Annotated in this window: 24 protein-coding genes, 1 tRNA gene and 1 pseudogene; 13 read left to right on the top strand and 13 right to left on the bottom strand. The window is 72.7% G+C overall.

Annotated features, from left to right (window positions below; genetic code table 11):
- Positions 1-9 precede the first annotated feature (9 nt).
- Positions 10-930, top strand: coding sequence for a 1-phosphofructokinase family hexose kinase (locus IF88_RS0128985; protein ID WP_030718847.1), 921 nt, complete (start codon positions 10-12; stop codon positions 928-930).
- Between the two features lie 15 nt (positions 931-945).
- Here IF88_RS0128985 and IF88_RS0128980 read toward each other — a convergent pair whose 3' ends face one another.
- Together IF88_RS0128980 and cdgB are read right to left on the bottom strand one after the other, a co-directional pair.
- Positions 946-1,962 (bottom strand): CBM35 domain-containing protein, encoded by a 1,017-nt coding sequence (locus IF88_RS0128980; RefSeq protein WP_030718846.1) that lies wholly within the window; start codon positions 1,960-1,962, stop codon positions 946-948.
- Between the two features lie 68 nt (positions 1,963-2,030).
- Positions 2,031-3,773 carry a diguanylate cyclase CdgB gene (gene cdgB / locus IF88_RS0128975; protein ID WP_030718843.1) on the bottom strand — a complete coding sequence of 581 codons (1,743 nt, stop codon included), beginning with the start codon at positions 3,771-3,773 and terminating at the stop codon, positions 2,031-2,033.
- 302 nt (positions 3,774-4,075) lie between these two features.
- Between cdgB and IF88_RS0128970 the strand changes: the two genes are divergently transcribed.
- Positions 4,076-4,648 (top strand): flavin reductase family protein, encoded by a 573-nt coding sequence (locus tag IF88_RS0128970; protein WP_078893208.1) that lies wholly within the window; start codon positions 4,076-4,078, stop codon positions 4,646-4,648.
- A gap of 134 nt (positions 4,649-4,782) precedes the next feature.
- Here the strand turns inward: IF88_RS0128970 and arfB are convergent, their stop codons facing one another.
- Positions 4,783-5,208, bottom strand: a complete 426-nt coding sequence (gene arfB / locus IF88_RS0128965) for an alternative ribosome rescue aminoacyl-tRNA hydrolase ArfB (RefSeq protein WP_030718838.1) — start codon at positions 5,206-5,208, stop codon at positions 4,783-4,785.
- A 142-nt stretch (positions 5,209-5,350) separates the two neighbouring features.
- On the opposite strand from arfB, the gene IF88_RS0128960 reads away from it, so the two are divergent.
- Positions 5,351-5,926, top strand: a complete 576-nt coding sequence (locus IF88_RS0128960; RefSeq protein WP_030718836.1) for a TerD family protein — start codon at positions 5,351-5,353, stop codon at positions 5,924-5,926.
- Positions 5,927-6,073: 147 nt separating this feature from the next.
- Positions 6,074-6,598, top strand: a complete 525-nt coding sequence (locus IF88_RS0128955; RefSeq protein ID WP_030718834.1) for a GNAT family N-acetyltransferase — start codon at positions 6,074-6,076, stop codon at positions 6,596-6,598.
- Between the two features lie 12 nt (positions 6,599-6,610).
- Here IF88_RS0128955 and IF88_RS0128950 read toward each other — a convergent pair whose 3' ends face one another.
- Together IF88_RS0128950 and IF88_RS0128945 are read right to left on the bottom strand one after the other, a co-directional pair.
- On the bottom strand, positions 6,611-8,059 hold the full coding sequence (locus IF88_RS0128950) for a M1 family metallopeptidase (RefSeq protein WP_030718832.1): 1,449 nt from the start codon (positions 8,057-8,059) through the stop codon (positions 6,611-6,613).
- 32 nt (positions 8,060-8,091) lie between these two features.
- Positions 8,092-8,661 carry a GlcG/HbpS family heme-binding protein gene (locus IF88_RS0128945; protein ID WP_030718831.1) on the bottom strand — a complete coding sequence of 190 codons (570 nt, stop codon included), beginning with the start codon at positions 8,659-8,661 and terminating at the stop codon, positions 8,092-8,094.
- 444 nt (positions 8,662-9,105) lie between these two features.
- Here IF88_RS0128945 and IF88_RS0128940 point away from each other — a divergent pair, with 444 nt between their 5' ends.
- Genes IF88_RS0128940 through IF88_RS0128930 form a run of 3 tightly spaced genes read left to right on the top strand, consistent with a single transcriptional unit; the run spans position 9,106 to position 11,537 of the window.
- Positions 9,106-10,371, top strand: coding sequence for a sensor histidine kinase (locus tag IF88_RS0128940; RefSeq protein ID WP_037807397.1), 1,266 nt, complete (start codon positions 9,106-9,108; stop codon positions 10,369-10,371).
- The gene (locus IF88_RS0128935; protein WP_030718826.1) at positions 10,368-10,988 is read left to right on the top strand and encodes a response regulator; all 621 of its coding nucleotides are present in this window, start codon (positions 10,368-10,370) and stop codon (positions 10,986-10,988) included. Before IF88_RS0128940 ends, IF88_RS0128935 begins: the two co-directional genes overlap by 4 nt.
- Before the next feature lie 45 nt (positions 10,989-11,033).
- On the top strand, positions 11,034-11,537 hold the full coding sequence (locus IF88_RS0128930; RefSeq protein WP_030718823.1) for a hypothetical protein: 504 nt from the start codon (positions 11,034-11,036) through the stop codon (positions 11,535-11,537).
- A 348-nt stretch (positions 11,538-11,885) separates the two neighbouring features.
- On the opposite strand, the gene IF88_RS0128925 is transcribed toward IF88_RS0128930, so the two are convergent.
- Positions 11,886-12,560, bottom strand: a complete 675-nt coding sequence (locus tag IF88_RS0128925; protein WP_051837727.1) for a pentapeptide repeat-containing protein — start codon at positions 12,558-12,560, stop codon at positions 11,886-11,888.
- Positions 12,561-12,675: 115 nt separating this feature from the next.
- On the opposite strand from IF88_RS0128925, the gene IF88_RS0128920 reads away from it, so the two are divergent.
- On the top strand, positions 12,676-13,668 hold the full coding sequence (locus IF88_RS0128920; RefSeq protein ID WP_030718820.1) for a zinc-binding dehydrogenase: 993 nt from the start codon (positions 12,676-12,678) through the stop codon (positions 13,666-13,668).
- A 26-nt stretch (positions 13,669-13,694) separates the two neighbouring features.
- Here the strand turns inward: IF88_RS0128920 and IF88_RS46785 are convergent, their stop codons facing one another.
- On the bottom strand, positions 13,695-13,841 hold the full coding sequence (locus IF88_RS46785) for a hypothetical protein (protein ID WP_158754624.1): 147 nt from the start codon (positions 13,839-13,841) through the stop codon (positions 13,695-13,697).
- Positions 13,842-14,112: 271 nt separating this feature from the next.
- Here IF88_RS46785 and IF88_RS0128910 point away from each other — a divergent pair, with 271 nt between their 5' ends.
- The 4 genes from IF88_RS0128910 to IF88_RS0128895 all read left to right on the top strand — a co-directional run bounded on the left by IF88_RS0128910 (position 14,113) and on the right by IF88_RS0128895 (position 17,218).
- Positions 14,113-14,865 carry a DUF6879 family protein gene (locus IF88_RS0128910; protein WP_030718815.1) on the top strand — a complete coding sequence of 251 codons (753 nt, stop codon included), beginning with the start codon at positions 14,113-14,115 and terminating at the stop codon, positions 14,863-14,865.
- Complete coding sequence (locus tag IF88_RS0128905; RefSeq protein WP_030718812.1) at positions 14,862-15,704, top strand: helix-turn-helix domain-containing protein; 843 nt, start codon at positions 14,862-14,864, stop codon at positions 15,702-15,704. The genes IF88_RS0128910 and IF88_RS0128905 overlap by 4 nt, the downstream gene beginning before the upstream one ends.
- Before the next feature lie 189 nt (positions 15,705-15,893).
- Complete coding sequence (locus IF88_RS47415) at positions 15,894-16,040, top strand: hypothetical protein (protein ID WP_190344470.1); 147 nt, start codon at positions 15,894-15,896, stop codon at positions 16,038-16,040.
- Positions 16,037-17,218, top strand: coding sequence for a methyltransferase domain-containing protein (locus IF88_RS0128895; protein WP_234323736.1), 1,182 nt, complete (start codon positions 16,037-16,039; stop codon positions 17,216-17,218). The genes IF88_RS47415 and IF88_RS0128895 overlap by 4 nt, the downstream gene beginning before the upstream one ends.
- A 142-nt stretch (positions 17,219-17,360) precedes the next feature.
- Here IF88_RS0128895 and IF88_RS0128890 read toward each other — a convergent pair whose 3' ends face one another.
- On the bottom strand, positions 17,361-17,846 hold the full coding sequence (locus IF88_RS0128890; RefSeq protein WP_030718807.1) for a GNAT family N-acetyltransferase: 486 nt from the start codon (positions 17,844-17,846) through the stop codon (positions 17,361-17,363).
- A 43-nt stretch (positions 17,847-17,889) separates the two neighbouring features.
- Positions 17,890-18,807, bottom strand: coding sequence for an aminoglycoside phosphotransferase family protein (locus IF88_RS0128885; protein ID WP_063754856.1), 918 nt, complete (start codon positions 18,805-18,807; stop codon positions 17,890-17,892).
- 175 nt (positions 18,808-18,982) lie between these two features.
- Here IF88_RS0128885 and IF88_RS0128880 point away from each other — a divergent pair, with 175 nt between their 5' ends.
- The gene (locus tag IF88_RS0128880) at positions 18,983-20,365 is read left to right on the top strand and encodes an NAD(P)/FAD-dependent oxidoreductase (protein WP_030718805.1); all 1,383 of its coding nucleotides are present in this window, start codon (positions 18,983-18,985) and stop codon (positions 20,363-20,365) included.
- Between the two features lie 114 nt (positions 20,366-20,479).
- Here IF88_RS0128880 and IF88_RS0128875 read toward each other — a convergent pair.
- From IF88_RS0128875 to IF88_RS0128860, 4 genes and pseudogenes are all read right to left on the bottom strand, one after another.
- Positions 20,480-20,553: transfer RNA gene (locus IF88_RS0128875), tRNA-Thr, on the bottom strand.
- Positions 20,554-20,627: 74 nt separating this feature from the next.
- Complete coding sequence (locus IF88_RS0128870) at positions 20,628-21,416, bottom strand: ABC transporter permease (RefSeq protein ID WP_030718804.1); 789 nt, start codon at positions 21,414-21,416, stop codon at positions 20,628-20,630.
- Complete coding sequence (locus tag IF88_RS0128865; protein WP_030718801.1) at positions 21,413-22,372, bottom strand: daunorubicin resistance protein DrrA family ABC transporter ATP-binding protein; 960 nt, start codon at positions 22,370-22,372, stop codon at positions 21,413-21,415. The genes IF88_RS0128870 and IF88_RS0128865 overlap by 4 nt, the downstream gene beginning before the upstream one ends.
- A 26-nt stretch (positions 22,373-22,398) precedes the next feature.
- Positions 22,399-22,582 (bottom strand): annotated as a pseudogene (locus IF88_RS0128860) (hypothetical protein); the annotation flags it as partial.

The raw sequence follows: 22,582 nt of genomic DNA, 5'->3' as shown, positions 1-22,582 counted from the left end.
GGGGTGCCCATGATCCTGACCGTGACGCTCAACACCGCACTCGACGTCACGTACCGCGTGCCGAGGCTGCTTCCGCACGCCTCGCACCGGGTCGCGGCCGTCACCGAACGCCCCGGCGGCAAGGGCATCAACGTCGCCCGCGTCCTGGCCGCGCTCGGCCACGAGGTGACGGCGACGGGCTTCGCGGGCGGGCCGGTCGGCTCGGTCGTCCGCGAACTGCTCGCCCGCTCCCCGCAGGTGGTGGACGCCCTGGTGCCCTGCGCGGACGGCAGCCGCCGCACCCTGGCCGTGGTCGACGACTCCTCCGGCGACACCACCCAGTTCAACGAACCGGGGCCGCTGATCACGCCCGCCGAATGGTCCCGGTTCCTCGCGCAGTACGGGGACCTGGTCCGCGGCGCCCGCGCCGTGGCCCTGTGCGGCAGCCTCCCGCCGGGCGTGCCCGTCGGCGCGTACGCGGTCCTCGTCCGGGCGGCCCGCGCGGCCGGGGTCCCCGTCCTCCTCGACACCAGCGGCGAGGCCCTGCGCCGCGGGGTCGCCGCCCGGCCCGAGATCATCAAGCCGAACGCGGCCGAGCTGGCCGAGCTCACCGGGTCCCGCGACCCGCTGCCCGCCACCCGCGACGCCCGCCGCCGGGGCGCCCACGCCGTGGTCACCTCGCTGGGCCCGGACGGCCTGCTGGCCGCCACCGCCGAAGGCACCTGGCAGGCCGCCCCGCCGCGCGCGCTGGCCGGCAACCCCACCGGAGCGGGCGACTCCGCGGTCGCCGGCCTGCTGTCGGCCCTGGTGGAGGGGGCGGACTGGGAGGAACGGCTCACCCGCGCGGTCGCCCTCTCGGCGGCCACCGTCCTCGCCCCGGTGGCGGGAGAGTTCGACCCCCGCACCTACGAGGAGGTACGGGGGTCGGTGAAGGTCACGACCGCCGGCTGAGGCCGGGGGCGTGTCCTAGAAGTTCTCCAGCCACAGCTGGTCGATGTTGACGTTGCAGCTGTTGCCGGCCTCGCACGACAGCTTGATCGTGTTGGTGCCCTTGTCGAGGTTGACCTGGCCCCAGGTCGTCTGCCAGCCCTTCTCCCAGTCGCCCTTGGGCGACTTGGCGAAGTTGCGCATGCTGATCGGCGCCTCGTTCGGCTTGCCGTTGACGGTCAGGGTGCCGTTGGCGTCCTCGCCCGGGATGCCGAAGCGCACGTAGAACTTGTACTTCCCGGCCTTGGGGACGTCCAGGGTCCACGTCACGGCCGCGCCGGGCCGGTTGAACCCGCCGACGTACTGTCCGCCCGAGCTCTTCGCCCCCGGAATCGTGGTCTCCAGGGCCGCACCGCCCGTGATGGACATGCCCGCGCCGGCCGCCTCGCCCTTGGGCAGCGGGGCCTGGGAGGGCGCGGGAGAGCCGCTCGGGGGCGCGGCCGAGGGGTTCTGCGGGGCCGCCGACTGCTGGCCGCCGTTCGCCTGGTCCTGGTCCTTCTTGTCCTTGTCCTTGTCACCGAAGGCCAGGGCCGCGCCGATGCCGATCACGACCGCGCCGACCACCGCGACGGCGGCGATCAGCAGACCGCGGCGGCTGGAGCCGCCGCCGGAGCCGTGGCCGCCGGAGTGCGAGATCGCCTGGGTCTGGTGCTGCGGGGCCTGCGGCTGCTGCGGAACCCCGTAGCCGCCCGCCTGGAGGGCCTCCGGAGCCTGGTACTGGGCCTGGTAGGGCGGCTGCTGCGCGGGAACCTGACCGCGCTGACCGCCGTTGCGGCGCTCGCCGACCGTCCGCACCTGGTGGTGGGAGGTGCGGGGAACTCCGGGCTGCGCACCGGAATGACCGCCCGCCGCGGGCCCCGGGTAGCCGTATGCGCCGCCCTGACCTGGCGGTGTGGCTCCGGCCGCCTGGCCGTCCTCGTAGAGGTAGCCGAACGGATCGTCGTCCTCGGGCTTGTTCGCCCCACCGTGCGGGCCGTTGTTCGCGGGCGTCGTCATCGCAGGTCACTCCTTTCGACCCCCGGGAGCCTACCCCGAACAGGTGCACCCACGGGCGACGGACCGCTTCAGCCGGCCCTGCGGTGCGCCTTGGAGCGGGACCGCTTCTCGATGTACATCCGCTGGTCGGCGGAGCGCAGCACCTCGTCCGCCGACATCCCGCAGCTCGCCCAGCCGATGCCGAAACTGGCTCCCACACGGACCGCACGGCCGTCGACCCGGATCGGCGGGATGATCGCGTTGCGCAGCCGGACGGCGAGATCGGCGGCGTCCGCCGCACCCAGGCCGTCGGCAAGGACGACGAATTCGTCACCACCCAGCCGAGCGACGGTGTCACCGTCCCTGACGCACGTCGTGAGCCGCCGGGCGACCTCGATCAGAACCGCGTCGCCCGTGTGGTGCCCGAACCTGTCGTTGATCGACTTGAAGCCGTCGAGGTCGCAGAAGAGCACCGCGAGCCCCTTCGTCCCGTCGTCGATGTCGGTCGCGGGCGCCACCGTGTGCACGTGGTGGTCGTACGGACCGTCCTCCGGCGTCGCGGCCGGCGCCCCGGGGAACTCGTAGGGGTCGGACCCGGTGTACCGGTCGGGTCCGTCGGCCTGAAAGCCGTGCTCACCGGCACCACCCGCCTCCGTGCGCACCTCGTAGCCGTCGTGCACCGGGCGCCCGTCGTGTCCGTCACGCCCCTCGAAGGCCGCGTCCAGGGCCTCGATCGCGGTGGCGCGCACGGACTGTGGCCTGCGGCACAGCCGTGCGCCGAGCCGGGACCGCAGCTCGGCGCTGTTGGGCAGGCCGGTCAGCGAGTCGTGGCTGGCGCGGTGGGCGAGCTGGAGCTCGTGGCGTTTGCGCTCCTCGATGTCCTCGACGTGCGTCAGCAGGAACCGCGGCCCGTCGGCGGCGTCGGCGACGACGGAGTTGCGCAGCGAGACCCATACATACGTGCCGTCGCGCCGGCCCAGGCGCAGCTCGGCGCGCCCGCCCTCGGCGGAGGTCCGCAGCAGGGTGCCGATGTCCTCGGGGTGGACCAGGTCGGAGAAGGAGTAGCGGCGCAGCACGGAGGCCGGCCGGCCGAGCAGCCGGCACAGCGCGTCGTTGGTCCGCAGCAGCCGGCCGTGCTGGTCCCCGCCCATCTCGGCGATGGCCATGCCGCTGGGCGCGTACTCGAAGGCCTGCCGGAAGGACTCCTCGCTGGCGCGCAGCGCCTGCTGTTCACGCTCCAGCCGGACCAGGGCCCGCTGCATGTTCGCCCGGAGCCTCGCGTTGCTGATCGCAATCGCGGCCTGGAAGGCGTACATCTGGAGCGCTTCGCGCCCCCACGCGCCGGGGCGGCGGCCGTTGCGCGGTCTGTCCACCGAAATGACACCCAGAAGTTCCCCCCCGGACGCGTACATGGGGGCATAGAGCCGGTCCTCGGGGTGCCACTCGTCCTCGAAGCGCGGATCGGGGCCGTCCGTGTGCCACTGGGGGACGTCGTCCTCCATGAGGATCCAGCCCTCGGTGTGCGGGATGAACCGGAGCCCGTCCCAGTTCTCACCCATCGTCAGGCGGCGTTCCCAGGAGGCGCGGGAGCCGACGCGGCCGGTGATGAGCGCCTCGGCGGCGGGGTCTCCGGCGAAGGCGGCGACGACCAGATCGCCGTCAGGGCGTACGAGGTTGACACAGGCGAGTTCGTAACCGAGGCCCACGACGATGCCGTCCACGACGGTCTGCAGAGTGTCCGCCAGGCTCCTGGCCGTGTTGAGCTCGGCCACCACCCGGTGCAGCTGCCGCAGGGTCGCAAGACGGACGTACGGCTCCGACTCGGTCTCCATTGCTCGCTCTCCCCGAGACCTCGACAGCAACTCCAGGTTTGTCATCGGCGTTTCGTTGCGGTGTCCCGTCCACTGAATCACAGTGAGCTGTGCGGCAGGTACACAGGGTCAACAAATCTTGCCCTCTGTGACTCAAGTCACATGAGATGAATAACGGTGCGTGGAGAGGCTCGTGCCGACTGGGAGCGCTCCCCCGCCTTCCCGAGAGCAAACGATACGCCGGGGCCTAGGCCAAGGGGCGGGGGCGCGACTCGGACCAGGGCCCGATGTGTGGCGCGGGAGCGTGAGATTAGCGTTTCAGTGTGCTGAAGACGACCCCCGTGCCCCGCCCGTCCCATGGAAGCCCGCATGCTGAGGGAGTGAGCAATGACGAGTTCCGAGCCGCGATGGCCCGGCTGGCGGCGGGCGTGTGCCTGATCACCGCACACGAGACCCCCCTGACGGCGGACGGCCCGCGCGGCGAGGACGTCGGCATGACGGCGACCGCCTTCATGTCCGTGTCCCTGGACCCGCCGCTGGTCCTGGTGAGCGTGCGCGAGGACTCCCGGATGGACGACCTGCTCGCGGAACAGCCCCTCTGGGCGGTCTCGGTCCTCGCCGACCACCAGCTCCAGGTCGCGGGCCGCTTCGCGATGAAGGGCCGCATCAGCGACCGGCTGCTCTTCGCGGACCTGCCGTACGTACGCGGCGAGGCCTCCGGCGCCCCGCTGCTGACCGGCGCCCTGGCCACCCTGGAGTGCCGCACCGAGAACCGCGTCGAGGCGGGCGACCACACCCTGGTCATCGGCCGCGTCCTGACGGCGGCCCTCCCGTCCCCGGACCAACAGCCCCTGACGTACTTCCGCGGCCGCTACAGGCACCTGAACGGCCAGTAGCCGCAATCCGGCCCGGCCGCACCACCCGGCCCGGCCGCCGTTCGAGGCGGGGGGTCCCCCGGACGGAGTCTGGGGGAGGGTCCGGGGCGGAGCCCCGATCTTTCGGCCTGAGCCGCGGGCGGGCAGGCCGGCGGCTACCAGTCGCGCCCGGTCCGCCCGCGCTTGGTCTCGGCCCGCGCCTTCTTCTCCCGCAGCCGCCGCTCGTTGATCCCCCGCGGGATCTTCGTCGCCCGACGCTGCCTCGGCGGCGGGGCCGTCGCCTCCGCCAGCAGCGAAGCCATCCGGACCAGCGCCATCTCCCGGTTGCGGAACTGCGAGCGGTGCTCGGAGGCACGTACGGTCACCACCCCGCCCACCAGGCGGGACGCCAGCCGCTCCAGCGCCCGCTCCTTCCACACGTCCGGCAGCGCCTTCGTCGCCGCCAGGTCGAACATCAGCTCCACCCGCGAGTCGGAGGTGTTCACGTGCTGCCCGCCGGGCCCGGAGGAACGCGAGAAGCGCCAGGCGAGCTCGCCCTCGGGGAGCACGACCGAACCGCGGATGACATAAGGACCAGGCATGCCCCCTATGATCCGTGCCCGCCCCCGCCCCCGTCACTCAGATTTCACGGCGGGAACCCGACAGGCCTCTCGTCGCGTTATAGGGGGCAGCGGTAGTTTGACCGCCTGTACGTGCATGTTGGATGAGGAAAGGGACATTCCCATGGCTGTCAGCCTGTCCAAGGGCGGCAACGTCTCGCTCACGAAGGAGGCCCCCGGCCTCGCTGCCGTCACGGTCGGCCTCGGCTGGGACGTCCGTACGACGACCGGTGTCGACTTCGACCTCGACGCCTCGGCCATCGCGGTCAACCCGACCGGCAAGGTCGTCTCCGACGGCCACTTCGTCTTCTTCAACAACAAGTCCACCCCGGACCAGACCATCGTCCACACCGGTGACAACCGCACCGGCGAGGGCGCGGGCGACGACGAGGCCATCAACGTCAACCTCGCGGGCCTGCCGGCCGACGTGGACAAGATCGTCTTCCCGGTCTCCATCTACGACGCCGAGGCCCGCAGCCAGAACTTCGGCCAGGTCCGCAACGCGTACATCCGCGTCGTGAACCAGGCCGGCGGCGCCGAGATCGCCCGCTACGACCTCTCCGAGGACGCGGCGACCGAGACCGCCATGGTCTTCGGCGAGCTCTACCGCAACGGCGCGGAGTGGAAGTTCCGCGCGGTCGGCCAGGGCTACGCCTCCGGCCTCACCGGCATCGCGCAGGACTTCGGCGTCAACGTCTGAGCCCAGCCCGGCACGGCTCGGCACAGCCCGGCACGGCTCGGCACAGCCCGGCACGACCCGGTCCGGCGCTGAGCGCCGACGGGACACCAGCGCAGGTGAAGCCCCCTCCCGGCCGTCCGGGGAGGGGGCTTCGCTACCGTTCGACAGGTGATCCTCCAACCGCTCGTCCCCGTCGACGGCGCCCTCCCCGGCCCGGTCCTCACCGAGGTCGCCGCCCTCTACTCGACGAACCACGCGTTCTTCGAACTCAGCGGCGACTTCCCCGACCCGGACCGCATCACCGTCGAACAGGTCGCGGCCGCCCTCGCCGACGAACTCGCCCACGACGGCGCCGAGGTCCTCCTGGCCCGTTCCGCCGGCCGCCTCGTCGGCCTGGCCGCCACCCTGGCCCACCACCCCGACCCGGCCTCCGCCGGCACGGACCCGTGGATCGGCCTGCTGCTCATCGACGCCACCGCGCACCGCGAGGGATACGGCCGTGCCGTCGCCACCCTGGTCGAGGACCGCTTCCGCGCCGCCGGGCGCACCGGCGTGCAGATCGCCGTACTGGACAACAACCCCAAGGCCCTCGCCTTCTGGCAGTCCCAGGGGTACGCCGAACTGCGCCGGGCCGAGGACCGCGAGCTTGGCCGCGACTGCACCGTGCTGCGCAAGCCGCTCGAAGCCCCGTAGCCGACGGGCCGGTTACCTGGGCCGGCCCTCGCCGTACAGCCAGACGTCCCAGACCTTCTTCAGGTCGTGCCCCGTCTTCTCTTCCGCGTAGGCCGTGAAGTCGGCCGTACTCGCGTTCCCGTGACGGTGGTCCGCCGCCCAGCCGCGCACCAGGGCGAAGAACTTCTCGTCGCCCACCTCCTGGCGGATCCGGTGCAGGACCATCGCACCGCGGTAGTACACGGGCTCGTCCGAGATGTGATCGGGCCCGGGCGGGGAGGCCGGCGGGAAGGCGTCCCAGTCGGAGGCGGCCTCCTCGTCGACGGACGTGTCACCGGCCAGGAACGCCTCGAAGTGCCGCTGGGCGGTGGGCCCGCCGTGCTCCTCGGCCCACAGCCACTCGGCGTAGGTCGCGAAGCCCTCGTTGAGCCACATGTCCTTCCAGGACTTCGGCGACACCGAGTTGCCGAACCACTGGTGGGCGAGCTCGTGCAGGACGAGCTCCTCGCTCTCGGGCGGACCGGAGAAGACGGGCTTCGTCTGGGTCTCCAGCGCGTACCCGAGGGTGCCGGCCGGCAGCACGACCGCGCCCGCCGTGCCGAAGGGGTACGGGCCGAACCGGCCGCTGCCCCATTCCACCATCTCCGGCAGCCGCGCGAGCGGACCTCTGCTCGCGGCCGCCTCGCCGGGCGCCACCGCGGTGTAGAGCCGGGTCCCCGACGGCGTCCGCCCCGTCGTCACCTTGTACGGGCCGACGACGGCGGTGGCCAGGTAGCTCGCCATCGGCTCCGGGCTGTGCCACGCGAACTCGGTCCGCCCGTCCGTACCTTCGGTGCGGGAGCGCAGCTCCCCGTTGGACACGGCCTCGTAGCCGCGCGGGACGGTGAGCGTGATGTCGTAGGTGGCCTTGTCACTGGGGTGGTGGTTGCCCGGGAACCAGGTCATCGACCCGACCGGCTCACCGACGCCGACCGCACCGGCCCGCGTCGCCGCGCCGGCGGGCGCGCCCCCGACGTCCTCGGTGGTGATCCACCCCTCCTTGGCGCCGTCCGCGTCCGTGAGGGTCTTCGGCTTGCCGCCGTACTCGACCTCCGTACGGAAGACCTCGCCCTTCTTCAGGTCCTCGGCCGGGCGCACGGTCAGCTCGTTGCCGGTCCGGTTGTACCGGGCCCCGACGCCCTGCACGGTCACGCCCTCGACCTTCAGACCACTGAGATCGAGGTTGAAGGAGCTGAGCCCCTGCTCGGCGCGGGCGGTGATCACGGCCGTACCGTGCAGCTCCCCGTCGGCGGGGTCGTAGTCCAAGTCCAGCGCGTAGTGGTCGACCTGGTAGCCGCCGTTGCCGGCCTTGGGGAAGTACGGGTCGCGCAGGCCCGACGCGCCCGGCCGCCCCTGCACCGTGCCTCCCGTACACGCCGTGGTGAGGGCGAGGAGGGAGGCGACGGCAGGGACGGCGAGGCGGAGGAGTGCGCGGTGTTCCACGCACTCGATCCTAGGCGGGCTGTCCGTGCGGGCTACTTGCCCAGGGCGTCGACACCGGCCTTGGCGAACTTCTCGTCCAGGTCGCCGCTCGGGGCGCCGGCCACACCGATGCCCGCGACGGGCGCGCCGTTCGCCTGCACCGGGGTGCCGCCGCCGAGGAAGAGGGTGCCGGGGATGTCCTTCAGGTTCGGGGCCTGGGCGAGGCGGCCCACGAGCACCGAGGTCGGGGCGTTCCAGGACACGGCGGTGAAGGCCTTGCGCTGCGCCGACTCGTAGGACTGCGGGCCGGCCCCGTCGCCGCGCAGGGTGACGATGGTGTTGCCGTTGCGGTCCACCACCGCGACCGTCACCTTCTGGTTCTCGGCCTGCGCGGCCTGCAGCGCGGCCTGGGCGGCGCGGGTGGCGGCGTCGACGGTGAGGTGCGTCGTCGTGGTGAAGTTCTTGTCGCTCGGCCCGTCCTTCTTGCCGGCGACGGCGACGGCGGCGGCGGCCGGGGCGGCGTCGTCGGCAGGGGTGGCGCTGGCGCTCACGGCTCCGAAGGCACCGGCGCCCAGGGCGGCGGCGAGGGCGGTACCGGTGAGAACGCGGGTGCGGGTGTTCATCTCTGCTCCTGAGAACGGTGACACGGGGACGGGTGACGGGGTGACGGCATCGGTTCGGTCCGGGCCGGTCGGACCAGCTCCTTCACTGCTCCAAGCCTGTCCCCGAACTCCCCGCCACCCCGTCCCCGTACCGGCTCCCCCCGCCCACCGCACCGGTTGACCCGAGGGTCAACCGATCGGTCGATGCGGCCCGCCTCCGGCGCGGTATTTCCTGTTCTTCCCCCTCGCCACACAACTCCAGCCCCGCCGCACCACTCCAGCCCCATCGCACCACTCCAGCCCCGCCGCACCACTCCAGCCCCGCCGGCGTTTGAGGCGCGGGGTCCGGGGCGGAGCCCCGCTCTCTCAGCCCCGCCGGCGATTGAGGCGCGGGGGCTCGGGGGCAGCGTCCCCGGCAACGCCGCCGCACCGCCCACACCCCGCCCCACGGCCGACAATGGACCCATGCCCCGACCCGAGGAGCAACCAGTGCCCCCCGCCCCGCCGCGCGACGACACCCGCACGCTGGCGACCGTCGCGCACACCGCCTTCTTCCTCCTCCTTGGCGCCTCCCTGGTCCGCTTCCTCCTGCGCCACCCCGGCGACCCCCGCACCCCGTGGATCGTCGTTCTCAGCATCACCCTGGCCCTGCTCTACGTCCTCGGCCCCGCCCTCGGCACCGGCACCGGCACCGGCACCGGCCCCGCCCTCCGCACAGGCACAGGCACCGCCCCCCGCACAGGCGCCGCCCAGGCACTCGCCCCCACCGCCCGCCGGCTCCTCTGGCTCGGCCTGGTCGTCACCACCTGGGTGGTCCTGGTCGTCCTCGCGCCGAGCTTCGCCTGGTGCGCCGTACCGCTCTTCTTCACCGCCCTGCGCACCCTCCCGCCCCGCGCCGCCGTCGTCCTGGTCGCCCTCCTCACCGGCTTCGTGGTGATCGCCCAGCTGAAGCTGTCCAAGTCCTTCGACCCCAACCTGCTCCTGGCCCCGCCCGCGGTCGCCGCCCTCGCCACCGCTGTCTTCGTCCATATGGAACGCCAGGCCCAGGCCCAGCGGGCACTGATCGACGACCTGATCCGCACCCGCCGGGAACTGGCCGCCACCGAGCGCCGCGAAGGCACCCTCGCCGAACGGCAGCGGCTGTCCATGGAGATCCACGACGCCCTCGCCCAGAACCTGTCCAGCCAGCAGATGCTGCTCCAGGCCGCCGACCGCACCTGGGACACCGACCCGGCCACCGCCCGCGCGCACGTCCGTACCGCCACCGGCATCGCCGCGCACGGACTCGCCGAGGCCCGCCGGCTCGTCCACGACCTGGCCCCGTCCGAGCTCGCCGACGGCGCCGGCCTCGCCGAGGCGCTGCGCGCCCTGGACGCCGGCCCGGACATCGAGGTCCGCTTCCACCTCGAAGGCACCCCCGCCCCGCTCCCGGACCGCGTCCAGTCCGCCCTGCTGCGCATAGCCCAGGGCGCGCTGGCCAACGTCCGCGAGCACTCCGGCGCCCGTACGGCCGCACTCACGCTCAGCTTCCTCGGGGACCAAGTGGTCCTGGACATCGCCGACGACGGCCACGGATTCGCCGAGCCCCGGACCGACGCCGCCGAGCGCGGCCACGGCCTCCCCGCGATGCGGGCCCGCGTCCGCCAGCTCGGCGGCACCCTCACGATCGAATCCGCGCCGGGCGAGGGCACCGTCCTCTCCGCGGCCATCCCCCTGGAGCCGGCCCCATGACGACGATCCTGCTCTGCGACGACCACGTGGTGGTCCGCGCCGGCCTCCTCGCCCTCCTCGGCAGCGAGCCGGACATCGAGGTACTCGGCGAGGCGGGCAGCGGCGAGGAGGCCGTCGCCCTGGCCGCGAAGCTCCGCCCCGACGTGGTCCTCATGGACCTCCAGCTCGGCGAGGGCATCGACGGGGTGGAGGCCACCCGCCGCATCACCGCCGCCCCCAACCCCCCGCACGTCCTCGTCCTCACCACGTACGACACGGACGCCGACATCACCCGGGCGATCGGCGCGGGCGCCACCGGCTACCTCCTCAAGGCCGAACGCCCGGAGGAACTCTTCGCCGCCATCCACTCGGCCGCCCAGGGCCGCACCACCCTCTCCGCGCCCGTCGCCAGCCGTGTCATGGCCCACATGCGCGGCACCCGCCCCACCCTGACCGACCGCGAACTGGACATCCTCGGCCAGCTGGCCCGCGGCCTCGGCAACCGCGACATCGCCCGCGCCCTGTTCATCAGCGAAGCCACGGTCAAGACCCACCTGGGCCGCATCTACGACAAACTCGGCGTCGACACCCGCGCGGGCGCGGTCTCGGTGGCCAAGGAACAGCGCCTGCTGCCCTGACATCGGAGGTGAGCGGCCCCGGCCGCACGTGACACCATCGGGTACGTGCTCGACATCGGCTACTCCCTCTCCCGGCGCTTCCCCGACCCCCCGCAGACCGACTACCGCTCGGCGGACGTCCACTCCCTGCGCCACGACCTGTTCTGCGGGGACGTCTACCTCGCGGACACCAACGCGGACCGGGAAGTGTCCACAGCCTGGGGATGGGTGCCCGTACTGGACTTCGCCTGGGCGCTGTGCGACATCGTCGAACAGCTCGACCAGGACCCCCGCGGCAACCGCTCGGCCAACCGCCAGCACGCCGAACTCGACTTCACCGAGTCCACGGACCGGATGCTCTTCGAGCGCCGCTTCGGCTGGGTCGACGTGGAGGCCGACTGGATGCCGGCCGAGGAAGCCCCGCTGACCTTCAGCCACCGGCTGCTGCGCCGCGAGGCCCGCGACTTCCTGCACGACCTGGTCGCTGACCTCATCGACATGCACGACGGCCTCGCCGACAACCCCGTCATCTGGACCCTCCAGGCCAAGTTCCCCCGCGTCCCGGCCTGACCCGCTCCACCCTGCCCCACTCCGCCCCGGCGGGCCCCCTCCAGCCCCGGCCGGCGTTTGAGGCGCGGGGGCACGGGGCAGCGCCCCAGGCGCTTTCAGCCCCCGCCGGCGTTTGAGGCGCGGGGCCACGGGGGCAGCGCCCCAGGCCCTTTCAGCCCCGCCCCGTTTGAGGCGCGGGGGCACGGGGGCAGGCGCCCCAGGCCCTTTCGGCCCCGCCGGCATTTGAGGCGCGGGGTCCGGGGCTGCGCCCCAGGCCCTTTCAGCCCCGCCGGCGTTTGAGGCGCGGGGGCACGGGGGCAGCGCCCCCGCAGCGGCGCCGCGCCCGGCATCCAACCGATCCGGCCGGGGTCACCCCAGCACCCGCACCCCCAGCTGGGAAGCAAGCGCCGGAGCCAGGTCGAACAGCTGCGCCGGGCTGATCACGGCCCCGGCCAAGGCGTCCACGCCCCGCGCGATCCCCAGCTCCGTGGCCTCCCGCAGGTCCACGTCCTGCAGCCGGACGCCACTGAAGTCCACCCCGCGCAGCGCGCAGTCCCGGAACTCCACCCGCTCCAGCACCGCCCCCGCGAAGTCCGGCTCCACCAGCACGCACCCCTCGAAGACCACGTCCTTGAGCCGCGCCTTCCGCAGGTTGAGGTAGTCGATCTTCCCCCCGCGGACCACCACCCGCTCCAGGACCGCCCCGTGCATCTGCACCCCGCCGAGCCGGGCGTCCACCAGCTCCACGTCCCGCAACGAGGCCCCGGACAGGTCCGTACCCACCCCCCGGACCCCCTCCAGCACCGAGTCCAGGAACCGCGCCTTCGCCAGCCCCGCCTCGTCCAGCGCGCAGCGCCGCACCGCGCAGTCCATGAACCGGGCCCCGATCCCCTCCTGCCCCGCCAGATCCAGGTCCGCGAACTCCACCCCGTCGTAGTCCCCGTCCGGCTCCAGCCCACCCCCCTCCCACGCCACCAGCTCCGGCAGCCGCAACTCCGGCCGTCGCGCCGCCTTCACCGTCTGCTCCTGCCCTGTGCGCACCATCCCCCCATCGTGACCGACCCCACTGACAACCCCTTGACCTCAACCACGCTTCAGGCACGAACGTAGGCCCATGACCACCGTGCCCACCACACCCACCACGCCCACCGAACCCACCATGAACGCGATCCGCCTCCACGCCTTCGGCCCCGCCGAGAACCTCACGTACGAAGCCGTCCCGGCGCCCGTCCCCACCCGCGGCCAGGTCCGCATCGCCGTCGCCGCCGCAGGCGTCCACCTCCTCGACACCGCCCTGCGCGAGGGCGTACGCGGCCCCGCGCCGGCCCTGCCCGAACTCCCCACCATCCCGGGCCGCGAGGTCGCCGGCACCGTCGACGCCCTCGGCCCCGGCACGGACCCCGCCTGGCTCGGCCGCACCGTCGTCGTCCACCTCGGCTTCGCCCCCGGCGGCTACGCCGAATACGCCGTCGCCGATGCCGAGCGCCTGCACCCCGTACCGCCCGGCCTCGACCCCGCCGAGGCCGTCGCCATGGTCGGCACCGGCCGCACCGCCCTGGGGATCCTCCAGTTCGCCGACCTCGGCCCGGGCTCAGTCGCCCTGGTCCCCGCCGCCGCGGGCGGCATCGGCACCCTGCTCGTCCAGTACGCCGTGAACGCCGGCGCCACCGTGATCGCCCTCGCCGGCGGCCCCGCCAAGACCGCCCGCGCCGCCGCCAACGGCGCTCACCTCGCCCTCGATTACAGCGACCCCGCCTGGCCCGACGCCGTACGCGCCCGGTACCCCGCCGGTGCCACCGTCCTCTTCGACTCCGTCGGCGGCGAAACCGCCCGCACGGCCCTCACCCTGCTCGCCCCCGGCGCCCGCCACCTCGTCTTCGGCTGGTCCGGCGGCCCTCTCGACCTCACGGCCGCCGAACGCGCCGACCTCACCGCCCGGGGCATCACCACTCGCGGCGTCCTCGGCCCGGCCATGCTCCAGCAGGTCGGCGCCCCCGACCCGCTGCGCGTCCTGGAAACCCGCGCCCTCACCGAAGCCGCCGCCGGCCGCCTGCGCCCGGCCCTGACCCGCTACCCCCTGGCCAAGGCCGCCGCCGCCCACCACGCCCTCGCCACCCGCGCCACCACGGGCAAGGTAGTCCTGGAACCCTGACCGGCACCCGCCACGGCGGGGCGCGATCAGCGGGTCGTCCACCACGCGGTGAATCCCGAGCATCCGACAGCGATCAACGTGCTCATCAGCCGCACGGGTGCCTTCTGGATCACGAGGTGAAAACCTCCCGCACGGAGTTCCAGAAACGGTTTCTGCGTCTTGGTCTCGGACACGGCACGCTCCTGGGAGGTCAACCAGCCAATGGGACGGTTCCTTGCCGATCTGCTGCGCAACGCCTCAACTCAACTGCACACCAAGCTAGTTATGACTAGTCGAAGATAGCCCAACCGGGCTATATGCAAAAGATCGGAGACGCCGTAGAAAGCCGCCAACGACTACGTCTCCCCACCCGGTCCCGAGAATCATTGCGAATCACGCAGGACAGGGATGCCGTACCCGTCCCATCCTGGTCGGGACTTGTCCGCTGGTGGGAGGGGAACGGCAATGGCACGGCGACTCCGGTACATCGGCACCAACTCCGGCAACGACGGATGCCCGACCCTGTACGAAGACCTGGACACGGGGGAGGTCCTGGTCCAGGGTGACGCCGTGACCGACCCCCGCGACGTGGCACAGCTCCGGAACGTCAAGGACGGGGAGGGGTTCGTGGTCGTCCCGCGCGTGCTCTTGGCCGACTTCGCTCCCAGGGACGTGCAGAGGACGCCCGTGCTGATCGGCTTCGAGGAGTTCGCCGGGATGTTCCGGACCTTCGCGCACACGGCTTGGCGTCTGGAGACCCGGCGTCGCTACCAGTCGGACGAGGAGACCGAGACGTACCAGCGGTTCATTCGGGGCGTGGACGCCGGCTGGGACCTGGACGATCCCTGGTGCGTGTCCCGGCGTGAACAGTCCGCCCTGGGCAAGCGCTTCGAGCGGGTAAGGCTCGCCGACAACCCGCCCACCCCCGGTCAGCGCTACCTGCTCGACAACGCCCGCCGCAACAGCGCGGTCGGCGAGGACATCCGCAACCTGTGGCGCTCCGAAGCCGAAGCGCTGCAACTCCCCGCCGAGGACTTCTGGCTCTTCGACTCCCGGGTGATCGCCCGGCTCCACTTCGATGACGACGACGTGATGACTGGCGTCGAGCTGGTCACGGATCCCGTGGAAGTGGCCCGTGCCTGCCAGGCGCGGGACGCCGCGTGGCACCACGCCGTGCCGTACGAGGCCTTCGCGGACCAGGTGCCGTCCGCCGAGTGAGCACCGACTTCCAACAGGCAAGGGTGGCCCTCGGTGTGCGGCTGCGCGAGCTGCGCGCCGATCGGCGTCTCACCGGCCGCCAGTTGGCGGTCCTGCTCGGCTGGCCCCAGTCCAAGATCAGCAAGCTGGAGACCGGCCGCCAGACCGCGACGGCGGACGATCTGCTGGCGTGGGCGGGCGGCACCGGCCATCCGGAAGCGGCGGAGGAGCTGATCACCCGGCTTCGGAGCCTGGAGTCCCGGTCCCGGGCGTGGCGCAGACAGCTCGCCGCGGGTCACAAGCCGGTCCAGGACACGCTGACGGCGGAGTACGAACGCGCGCGGACGTTCCACGCCTGGCAGGGCTCCACGGTCGTGGGCATGCTCCAGACCGCCGAGTACGCCCGCCACGTCTTCACCCGCTACGCCGACCTGCACCAGTCCGTCCGGGACACCGAGGAAGCCGTACGGGCCCGCGTGAAGCGCCAGGAGATGCTGTACGAGCCGGGGCGCACGTTCCACATCGTCATGTGGGAGGCCGCGCTCCACGCTCTCGTGTGCCCTCCTCCGGTACTGGCCGCCCAGCTCGACCGTCTGGCGGGCGTCCTCGGGCTGGACACCGTCTCCCTGGGCATCGTCCCGTTCGGCGCCTCCCTGAAGATCCCGCCGGCCAACGGGTTCTGGCTGTACGACGACCGCCTGGTGATCGCGGAGGACTGGCACGCGGAACTCTGGCTGGACGACGCGGACAGCGTGGGCGTGTACCGGAAGGTGTGGCAGGCGCTCTCCGGTTCCGCGGTCTACGGTGCGGACGCCCACCGCCTGATCGCCCGCGCCCGGCGTGCTCTCGACACCGCCTGAGAATCCGCCGGAAGATCACGGACCAGCCCGAGAATCCCGGCGAATCAGCCCCCACAGGGCCGGCGCCCGGCCCTAGCGTCCCTCTCGTGGACAGCTCGCGCGCCACCCGGCTCAGCGGAGTCGGCCAGTCCACCGTTCAACCGGCGCAGCTCATGGCACCACTCATCCAGCACGAGAAGGAGCACGTTCATGGGCGGACAGCACGGCGGAGGCACCGGCTCGGGCCAGGGCGGTAGCCAGCAGGACGACGGCCAGTCGGGCGCCGGGCACGGGGGTGGCGGCTCGGAGGGCCAGGACTCCGGTCACAGCGACACGAAGGGCAGCGGCACCAAGTGACCGAACACTCCGCGACGGAGGCCGGCCCACAGGGGTTGGCCTCCCGGCTCATGGACACCGGGGCTCTGGCCCCCGACTGGCTCCCCGCCTACCAGGCAGTGCCCAGGGAGTCGTTCGTTCCGGATGTGATCTGGCCCGGCGTCGGCCCGGCCGACGGCGGACCGGTGGCGAGCATCGACCGACGGACCGACCCGGAGGGATGGTTCCGCGCCGTCTACTCGGACACCTCCCTGACCACCCAGTGGGACGACGGGAACCACCCGGGGCCCGGCCGGGGCAAGGTCCCCACGTGCAGCAACTCCCAACCCTCCATGGTGTTCTCCATGCTGGCGGCTCTTGAGGTCCAGCCGGACTCCAAGGTCCTGGAGGTGGGGACCGGTACGGGCTGGAACGCGGCTCTGCTGTCCGAACGGGTCGGCGCACAGAACGTGGTCACGGTCGAGTTCGACCCGGAGAGCGCAGCCACCGCCCGCGCCCGGATGGACTCCGCGGGCTACGACCCGGTGGCTGTCGTCGGGGACGGCTCCCATGGCTGGGCGGCATGCGCTCCGTATGACCGGGTGGTGGTCACGGCCTCCCTCCGGGAGATCCCGGCGGAGATCATCCGGCAGACGCGACCCGGCGGGATCATCGTCTCCCCGTACGCCACGGAGTACGGCGGGGAGGCCGTGGTCCGGCTGACCGTCGAGGAGGACGGAAGCGCGTCCGGCCCGTTCGTCGGCTCCTCGGCGTTCATGCGACTGCGGCAGCATCGCGCCTACCGGACGCACGTGAAGGAGTACCTGGGCGGGAAGCCCTGGCCCGCCGGCGGCCGCCGGACGGCCACTTCCCTGTCCCCGGAGGACGTGGCCGGGTGGCTCCCCATGTTCGCCATCGGGCTCCAGACCCAGGGGATGTTCCCCTACCCGGAGCGGTACGACGACGGCAGCTACACGCTCTGGCTCCGGGACACCGAGGTCGGTTCCTGGGCGTCGGTGGACTTCGTGCCCGGCGCGGAGGAGTTCGAGGTGTACCAGTCCGGGCCCCGGGAGCTTTGGGGTGAACTCAGGGCCGCGTACGCCTGGTGGCAGGACCAGGGGCGGCCGGGGTTCGCACGGTTCGGCCTCACCGTGAGCGCCGACGGCACTGCCTGGGCCTGGCTCGACTCCCCGGAGCACCCGGTCCCCACCGTCGGGTAGCCGGACGGCCGGGCCCCGCGGAAGCGTGCCGTGACGCTACGCGCGCCTGGCCTTCAGCGCCGTGGAGGAGCGGGCCTGTCGAGGTCATGCGCCCGGTCTGTGCGCCTCCGCACGGGCGCCGGCGGCAGCGGCGCCGGCGGGCTCACCGGGCCACGGCCGCCGAGCCCAGCTCCGTCAGGGGGCCGTCCGTCAGGCGGTACACCGACCATTCCTCCTGCGGCCGCGCGCCCAAGGCCTCGTAGAAGGCGATCGTCGGGGCGTTCCACCTCAGGACCGACCACTCCAGCCGCTCGTACCCGCGCTCCACGCACGTCCGCGCCAGCTCCGCCAGCAGTGCCTTGCCGTGGCCGCCGCCGCGCGCGCCCGGCCGCACGTACAGGTCCTCCAGGTAGATCCCGTGCACCCCGCGCCAGGTGGAGAAGGACAGGAACCAGACCGAGAAGCCGACGGCCTCGCCGTCGTCCGTCTCCGCGATGTGCGCGAACACCGCGGGGCGGTCCCCGAACAGCGCCTCCCGCAGCTGCTGCTCGGTCGCCCGCGCCTCGTGCGGCACCTTCTCGTACTCGGCGAGCTCGCGGACCATCGCGTGGATGACGGGCACATCGGTGACTTCGGCGTTACGGATCATGCAGGCAGCCTAGGGGCCCGTCCTGTCGACCGGCGCCCGCACATCACCGCCCCCGCAAGCGCCCCCGCAGCGCCTCGGCGACCGCCAACTGCTCCTCGTCCAGGCGCACTTCCCCGTCCTCCAGGTCCCACAGGCAGTTCTGCAGCACCCGCCCCAGCGTCCACGCCCGGGCCCGCTCCCGGTCCCGGTCCAGCCCGGCCGCCTCCGTCAGCAGGTCGAACCGCCACCGCACCTCCTGCGCACGGAAGTTGTTGACGATCGCCGGCAGCAGGTCGAAGCCCGGATCCCCCGCCAGCGGCTTCGGGTCGATGGCCAGCCACGGTTCCCGGCCGCCCGCCAGGACGTTGTCGTAGTGCAGGTCCCAGTGCAGCAGCCGGTCCCCCGGCTCCCCGGCGACCTCCGCCACCGCCGCCGCGCAGTCCCGCAGCACCCGCCGCTCCCGCGCCTCCGCGAGCAGCCCGACCGCCCGCGGTACGTCCTCCAGCATCCGCGCCGCGATCTCGCCCAGCCCGCGCAGCCCGGCCGGCGCGGGCACCGCCGTCAGCCGCGCCAGCAGTTCCCCGACGACCCCCACCGCCCGCCGTGCGTCCCGCCGCGCGAGCTCCGACAGGTGCCGCCGCTCGTCCAGCCGCTCCAGCAGCAGCGCGCCCGTCTCCGCGTCGTGTTCCAGGAGCCGTACGCAGCCCCGCCCGGCCCACGCGCGCAGCGCGACCGGCTCCCCCGCGCTCTCCTCGTCCAGCGCCACCATCTTCAGTACGGCCGCACTCCCGTCGGCCCGCTCCACCGGCAGCACCAACGCCGTCACCCCGTGCATGGCCGGCCCGGTGCACCGCAGCTCCCACCGCTCCAGGAACCGTGCCGCCCGCCCCGGCAGCGCCGCGATGAACTCCCGCCCCGCGTCGCCGTTGAACCTGAGCTGCGCCTCGACCAGGCCGTCCGGAATCTCCCCGAAGTCCACCATGGTCCGACGGTAGCCCCGGCAAGCCACCCCACTCACCCGAAAACATGACAAAACCTCCCCCACCCTACGGCCCCCGTCACCCCTCCCACATCGGCCATCCGGCCTGGAAACCCGCCCCAACGCACGACAACCAGCCCCTGGACGCCCCACCGGAACCGGGTGTACCAACTCCCCCATGACGATCAACGGCGGTATTTCCTTCTGGTACGCGACCGACCCCGGCAGCGCGGCCACCCCACCCCGCGCCCCCCTCACCGCCGACACCACCGCCGACGTCGTCATCGTCGGCGGCGGCTACACCGGCCTGTGGACCGCCTACTACCTCAAGCAGGCCGCCCCCGACCTCCACATCACCGTCCTGGAACAGAAGTTCTGCGGCTACGGCGCCTCCGGCCGCAACGGCGGCTGGCTCTACAACGGCATCGCCGGCCGCGACCGCTACGCCGCACTCCACGGCCACGAGGGCGCCCGCCGCCTCCAGAACGCCATGAACGAGACGGTCACCGAGGTCATCGACGTCACCGCCAAGGAAGGCATCGACGCCGACGTCCACCGCGGCGGCGTCCTCGAAGTCGCCCGCACCCCCGCCCAGCTCGGCCGGCTCAAGGCCTTCCACGCCGCCGAACTCTCCTTCGGCGAGAGCGACCGCGAACTGTTCGACGCCACCGAGACCCGCCGCCGCATCGACATCGCCGACGCCGTCGGCTCCAGCTGGAGCCCGCACGGCGCCCGCATCCACCCCCTCAAGCTGGTCAAGGGCCTCGCCGCCGCCTGCGAACGCCTCGGCGTCGTCATCCACGAGTCGACCCCCGTCACCGAGATCGCCCCCCGCCGCGCCGTCACCCCGTACGGCACCGTCCGCGCCCCGTACGTCCTGCGCTGCACCGAGGGCTTCACCGCCGCCCTCAAGGGCCAGAAGCGCTCGTGGCTCCCGATGAACTCCTCGATGATCGTCACCGCCCCGCTCCCCGCCGCGACCTGGGACCAACTCGGGTGGTCGGACTTCCCGGTCCTCGGCGACATGGCCCACGCGTACATGTACGCCCAGCGCACCGCCGACGACCGCATCGCGATCGGCGGCCGCGGGGTGCCGTACCGCTTCGGCTCGCGCACCGACAACGACGGCCGGACGCAGCCCGCCACGATCGAGGCCCTGAGCGCCCTCCTCTTCTCCTTCTTCCCGCAGCTCACGGGTACGGAGATCACGCACGCCTGGTCCGGCGTCCTCGGCGTCCCCCGCGACTGGTGCGCCACCGTCACCCTGGACCGCACCACGGGCCTGGGCTGGGCCGGCGGGTACGTCGGCTCGGGCGTCGCCACCGCCAACCTCGCCGCCCGCACCCTGCGCGACCTCGTCCTCGGCGAGTCCACCGACCTCACCGCCCTCCCCTGGGTGGGCCACAAGGTCCGCCGCTGGGAGCCGGAGCCCTTCCGCTGGCTCGGCGTCCAGGCCCTCTACGCCGCCTACCGCGAGGCCGACCGCCGCGAGACGGCCACGCACCGGCCCACGACAACCCCGCTGGCCCGCCTGGCGGACCGCATCTCCGGCCGCCACTGACGCGCGCCGCCGCCACTGACGCGCGCCGCTGCCACTGTGACGCCCGGACGGCCCGCCGCGACCCGGGCATGCCGAAGGCCCCGGACCAAGCAGGTCCGGGGCCTTCGGGAACGGAGCCCCCTGTCGGGTTCGAACCGACGACCCCCGCTTTACAAGAGCGGTGCTCTGGCCAGCTGAGCTAAGGAGGCAAGCCGCCATCACTCTACACAGACCGCTCTTGCCCGGGCCATCAGATTGAAAGCTGCGGACGTCACCCGACCGGTTACTTCGGGTCGCGGTTGAACTTGGCGGCCGACCAGAAGTAGCCGAGCACCGCGAGCCCCAGGCACCAGAGCACCGCGAGCCATCCGTTGTGCCCGATCCCGCTGCCGAGGAGCAGGCCGCGCAGGGTCTCGATAACGGGCGTGAAGGGCTGGTACTCGGCGATCGGCCGGAACCAGCCCGGCATCGCGTCCACCGGGACGAAGGCGCTGGAGAGGAGCGGCAGCAGGATCAACGGCATCGCGTTGTTGCTGGCGGCCTCGGCGTTCGGGCTGATCAGGCCCATGCCGACGGCGATCCAGGTGAGCGCCGTGGCGAAGAGCACGAGCAGGCCGAGCGCCGCCAGCCACTCCAGTGCGGTCGCGTCGGTGGAGCGGAACCCGATCGCCACGGCGACGGCTCCGACGAGGACCACGCTCATCACGCACTGGAGCACGCTGCCGACGACGTGCCCGATGAGCACCGACCCGCGGTGGATCGCCATCGTCCGGAAGCGGTCGATGATCCCCTCGGTCATGTCGTTGGAGACGGACACCGCGGTCCCGACGACGGTGCCGCCGACGGTCATCAGCAGGATGCCGGGGACGACGTACGCGATGTACGCGGACCGGTCCGCGCCGCCGCCGATGCCGGCGCTCATCACGTCGCCGAAGATGTAGACGAAGAGGAGCAGCAGCATGATCGGCGTCAGCAGCAGGTTGAGCGTGAGCGACGGATAGCGCCGGGCGTGGAGCAGGTTGCGGCGCAGCATCGTCGTCGAGTCGCGGACGGCGAGGGAGAAGGAGCTCATCGGACAGCCTCCTTGGGCTGGTTGGGGAGGGTGCTCGCGCCGCCGGTGAGGGCGAAGAAGACGTCGTCGAGGTCGGGGGTGTGGACGGTCAGCTCGTCGGCTTCGATGCCGGCGGAGTCCAGGCGGTCGAGTACGGAGCGCAGTTCGCGCTGGCTGCCGTCGCTCGGGATCTGGAGGGACAGGGCCTCGTCGTCCCGGGTCACCTCTTCCAGGGCGAGGGCGGCGGAGCGGTAGGCGGCCGGGTCGGCGAAGCGGAGCCGTACGTGTCCGCCGGGGACGAGCCGCTTCAGTTCCTCGGCGGTGCCCTGGGCGACGATCCGGCCGTCGTTGAGGACGGCGATGCGGTCGGCGAGTTCGTCGGCCTCCTCCAGGTACTGGGTGGTGAGGAAGACGGTGACGCCGCCGGTGACGAGCTCGCGGATGATCTGCCACATGGTGTGCCGGGAGCGCGGGTCGAGGCCGGTGGTCGGCTCGTCGAGGAAGATGATCCGCGGGCTGCCGACCAGCGTCATCGCGATGTCCAGACGGCGCCTCATGCCGCCGGAGTAGGTGGAGGCGGGCTTCTTCGCCGCCGCGACGAGGTCGAAGCGTTCCAGCAGCTCGGCGGTGACCCGCCGCCCCTCGCGCCTGGACAGGTGGTGCAGGTCCGCCATCAGGAGCATGTTCTCCTCGCCGGTGATCAGCCCGTCCACGGCGGAGAACTGCCCGGTGACACCGATCGCGGCACGCACCGCCTGCGGGGCGGCGGCCAGGTCGTGGCCGCCGACGTACAGGTCGCCGGCGTCGGCGCTGACGAGGGTGGAGAGGATCTTGACGGCGGTGGTCTTGCCCGCGCCGTTCGGACCGAGCAGGGAGAAGACCGTTCCTTCGGGGACGGTCAGGTCGACTCCGTCGAGCACGACCTTGTCGCCGTACGACTTGCGCAGCCCGTTCGCCGCGATGGCCAGGTTGGTCATGATGGGTGCTCCTCAGGGGCTGCGGGTCAGATGCTGCGGGCGGTGATGTCGCCGTAGGCGGTGGTGGCGTGGATGGTGAGGCCGGCGGCGGCGCCGTCGGTGTTGTTGAGCGCGTTGTGGATGCGGCCGTAGCCGGTGCCGGCGTCGAGGGAGGCGCAGACTCCGCGGGCGGCGCCGACGGTGACGTCGCCGGCCTGGGTGCGCAGCTCG

It is taken from the genome of Streptomyces sp. NRRL F-2580, from assembly GCF_000720115.1.
In the GTDB taxonomy this organism is placed as follows: Bacteria; Actinomycetota; Actinomycetes; order Streptomycetales; family Streptomycetaceae; genus Streptomyces.
This window is presented reverse-complemented; position numbering and strand designations above follow the sequence as displayed.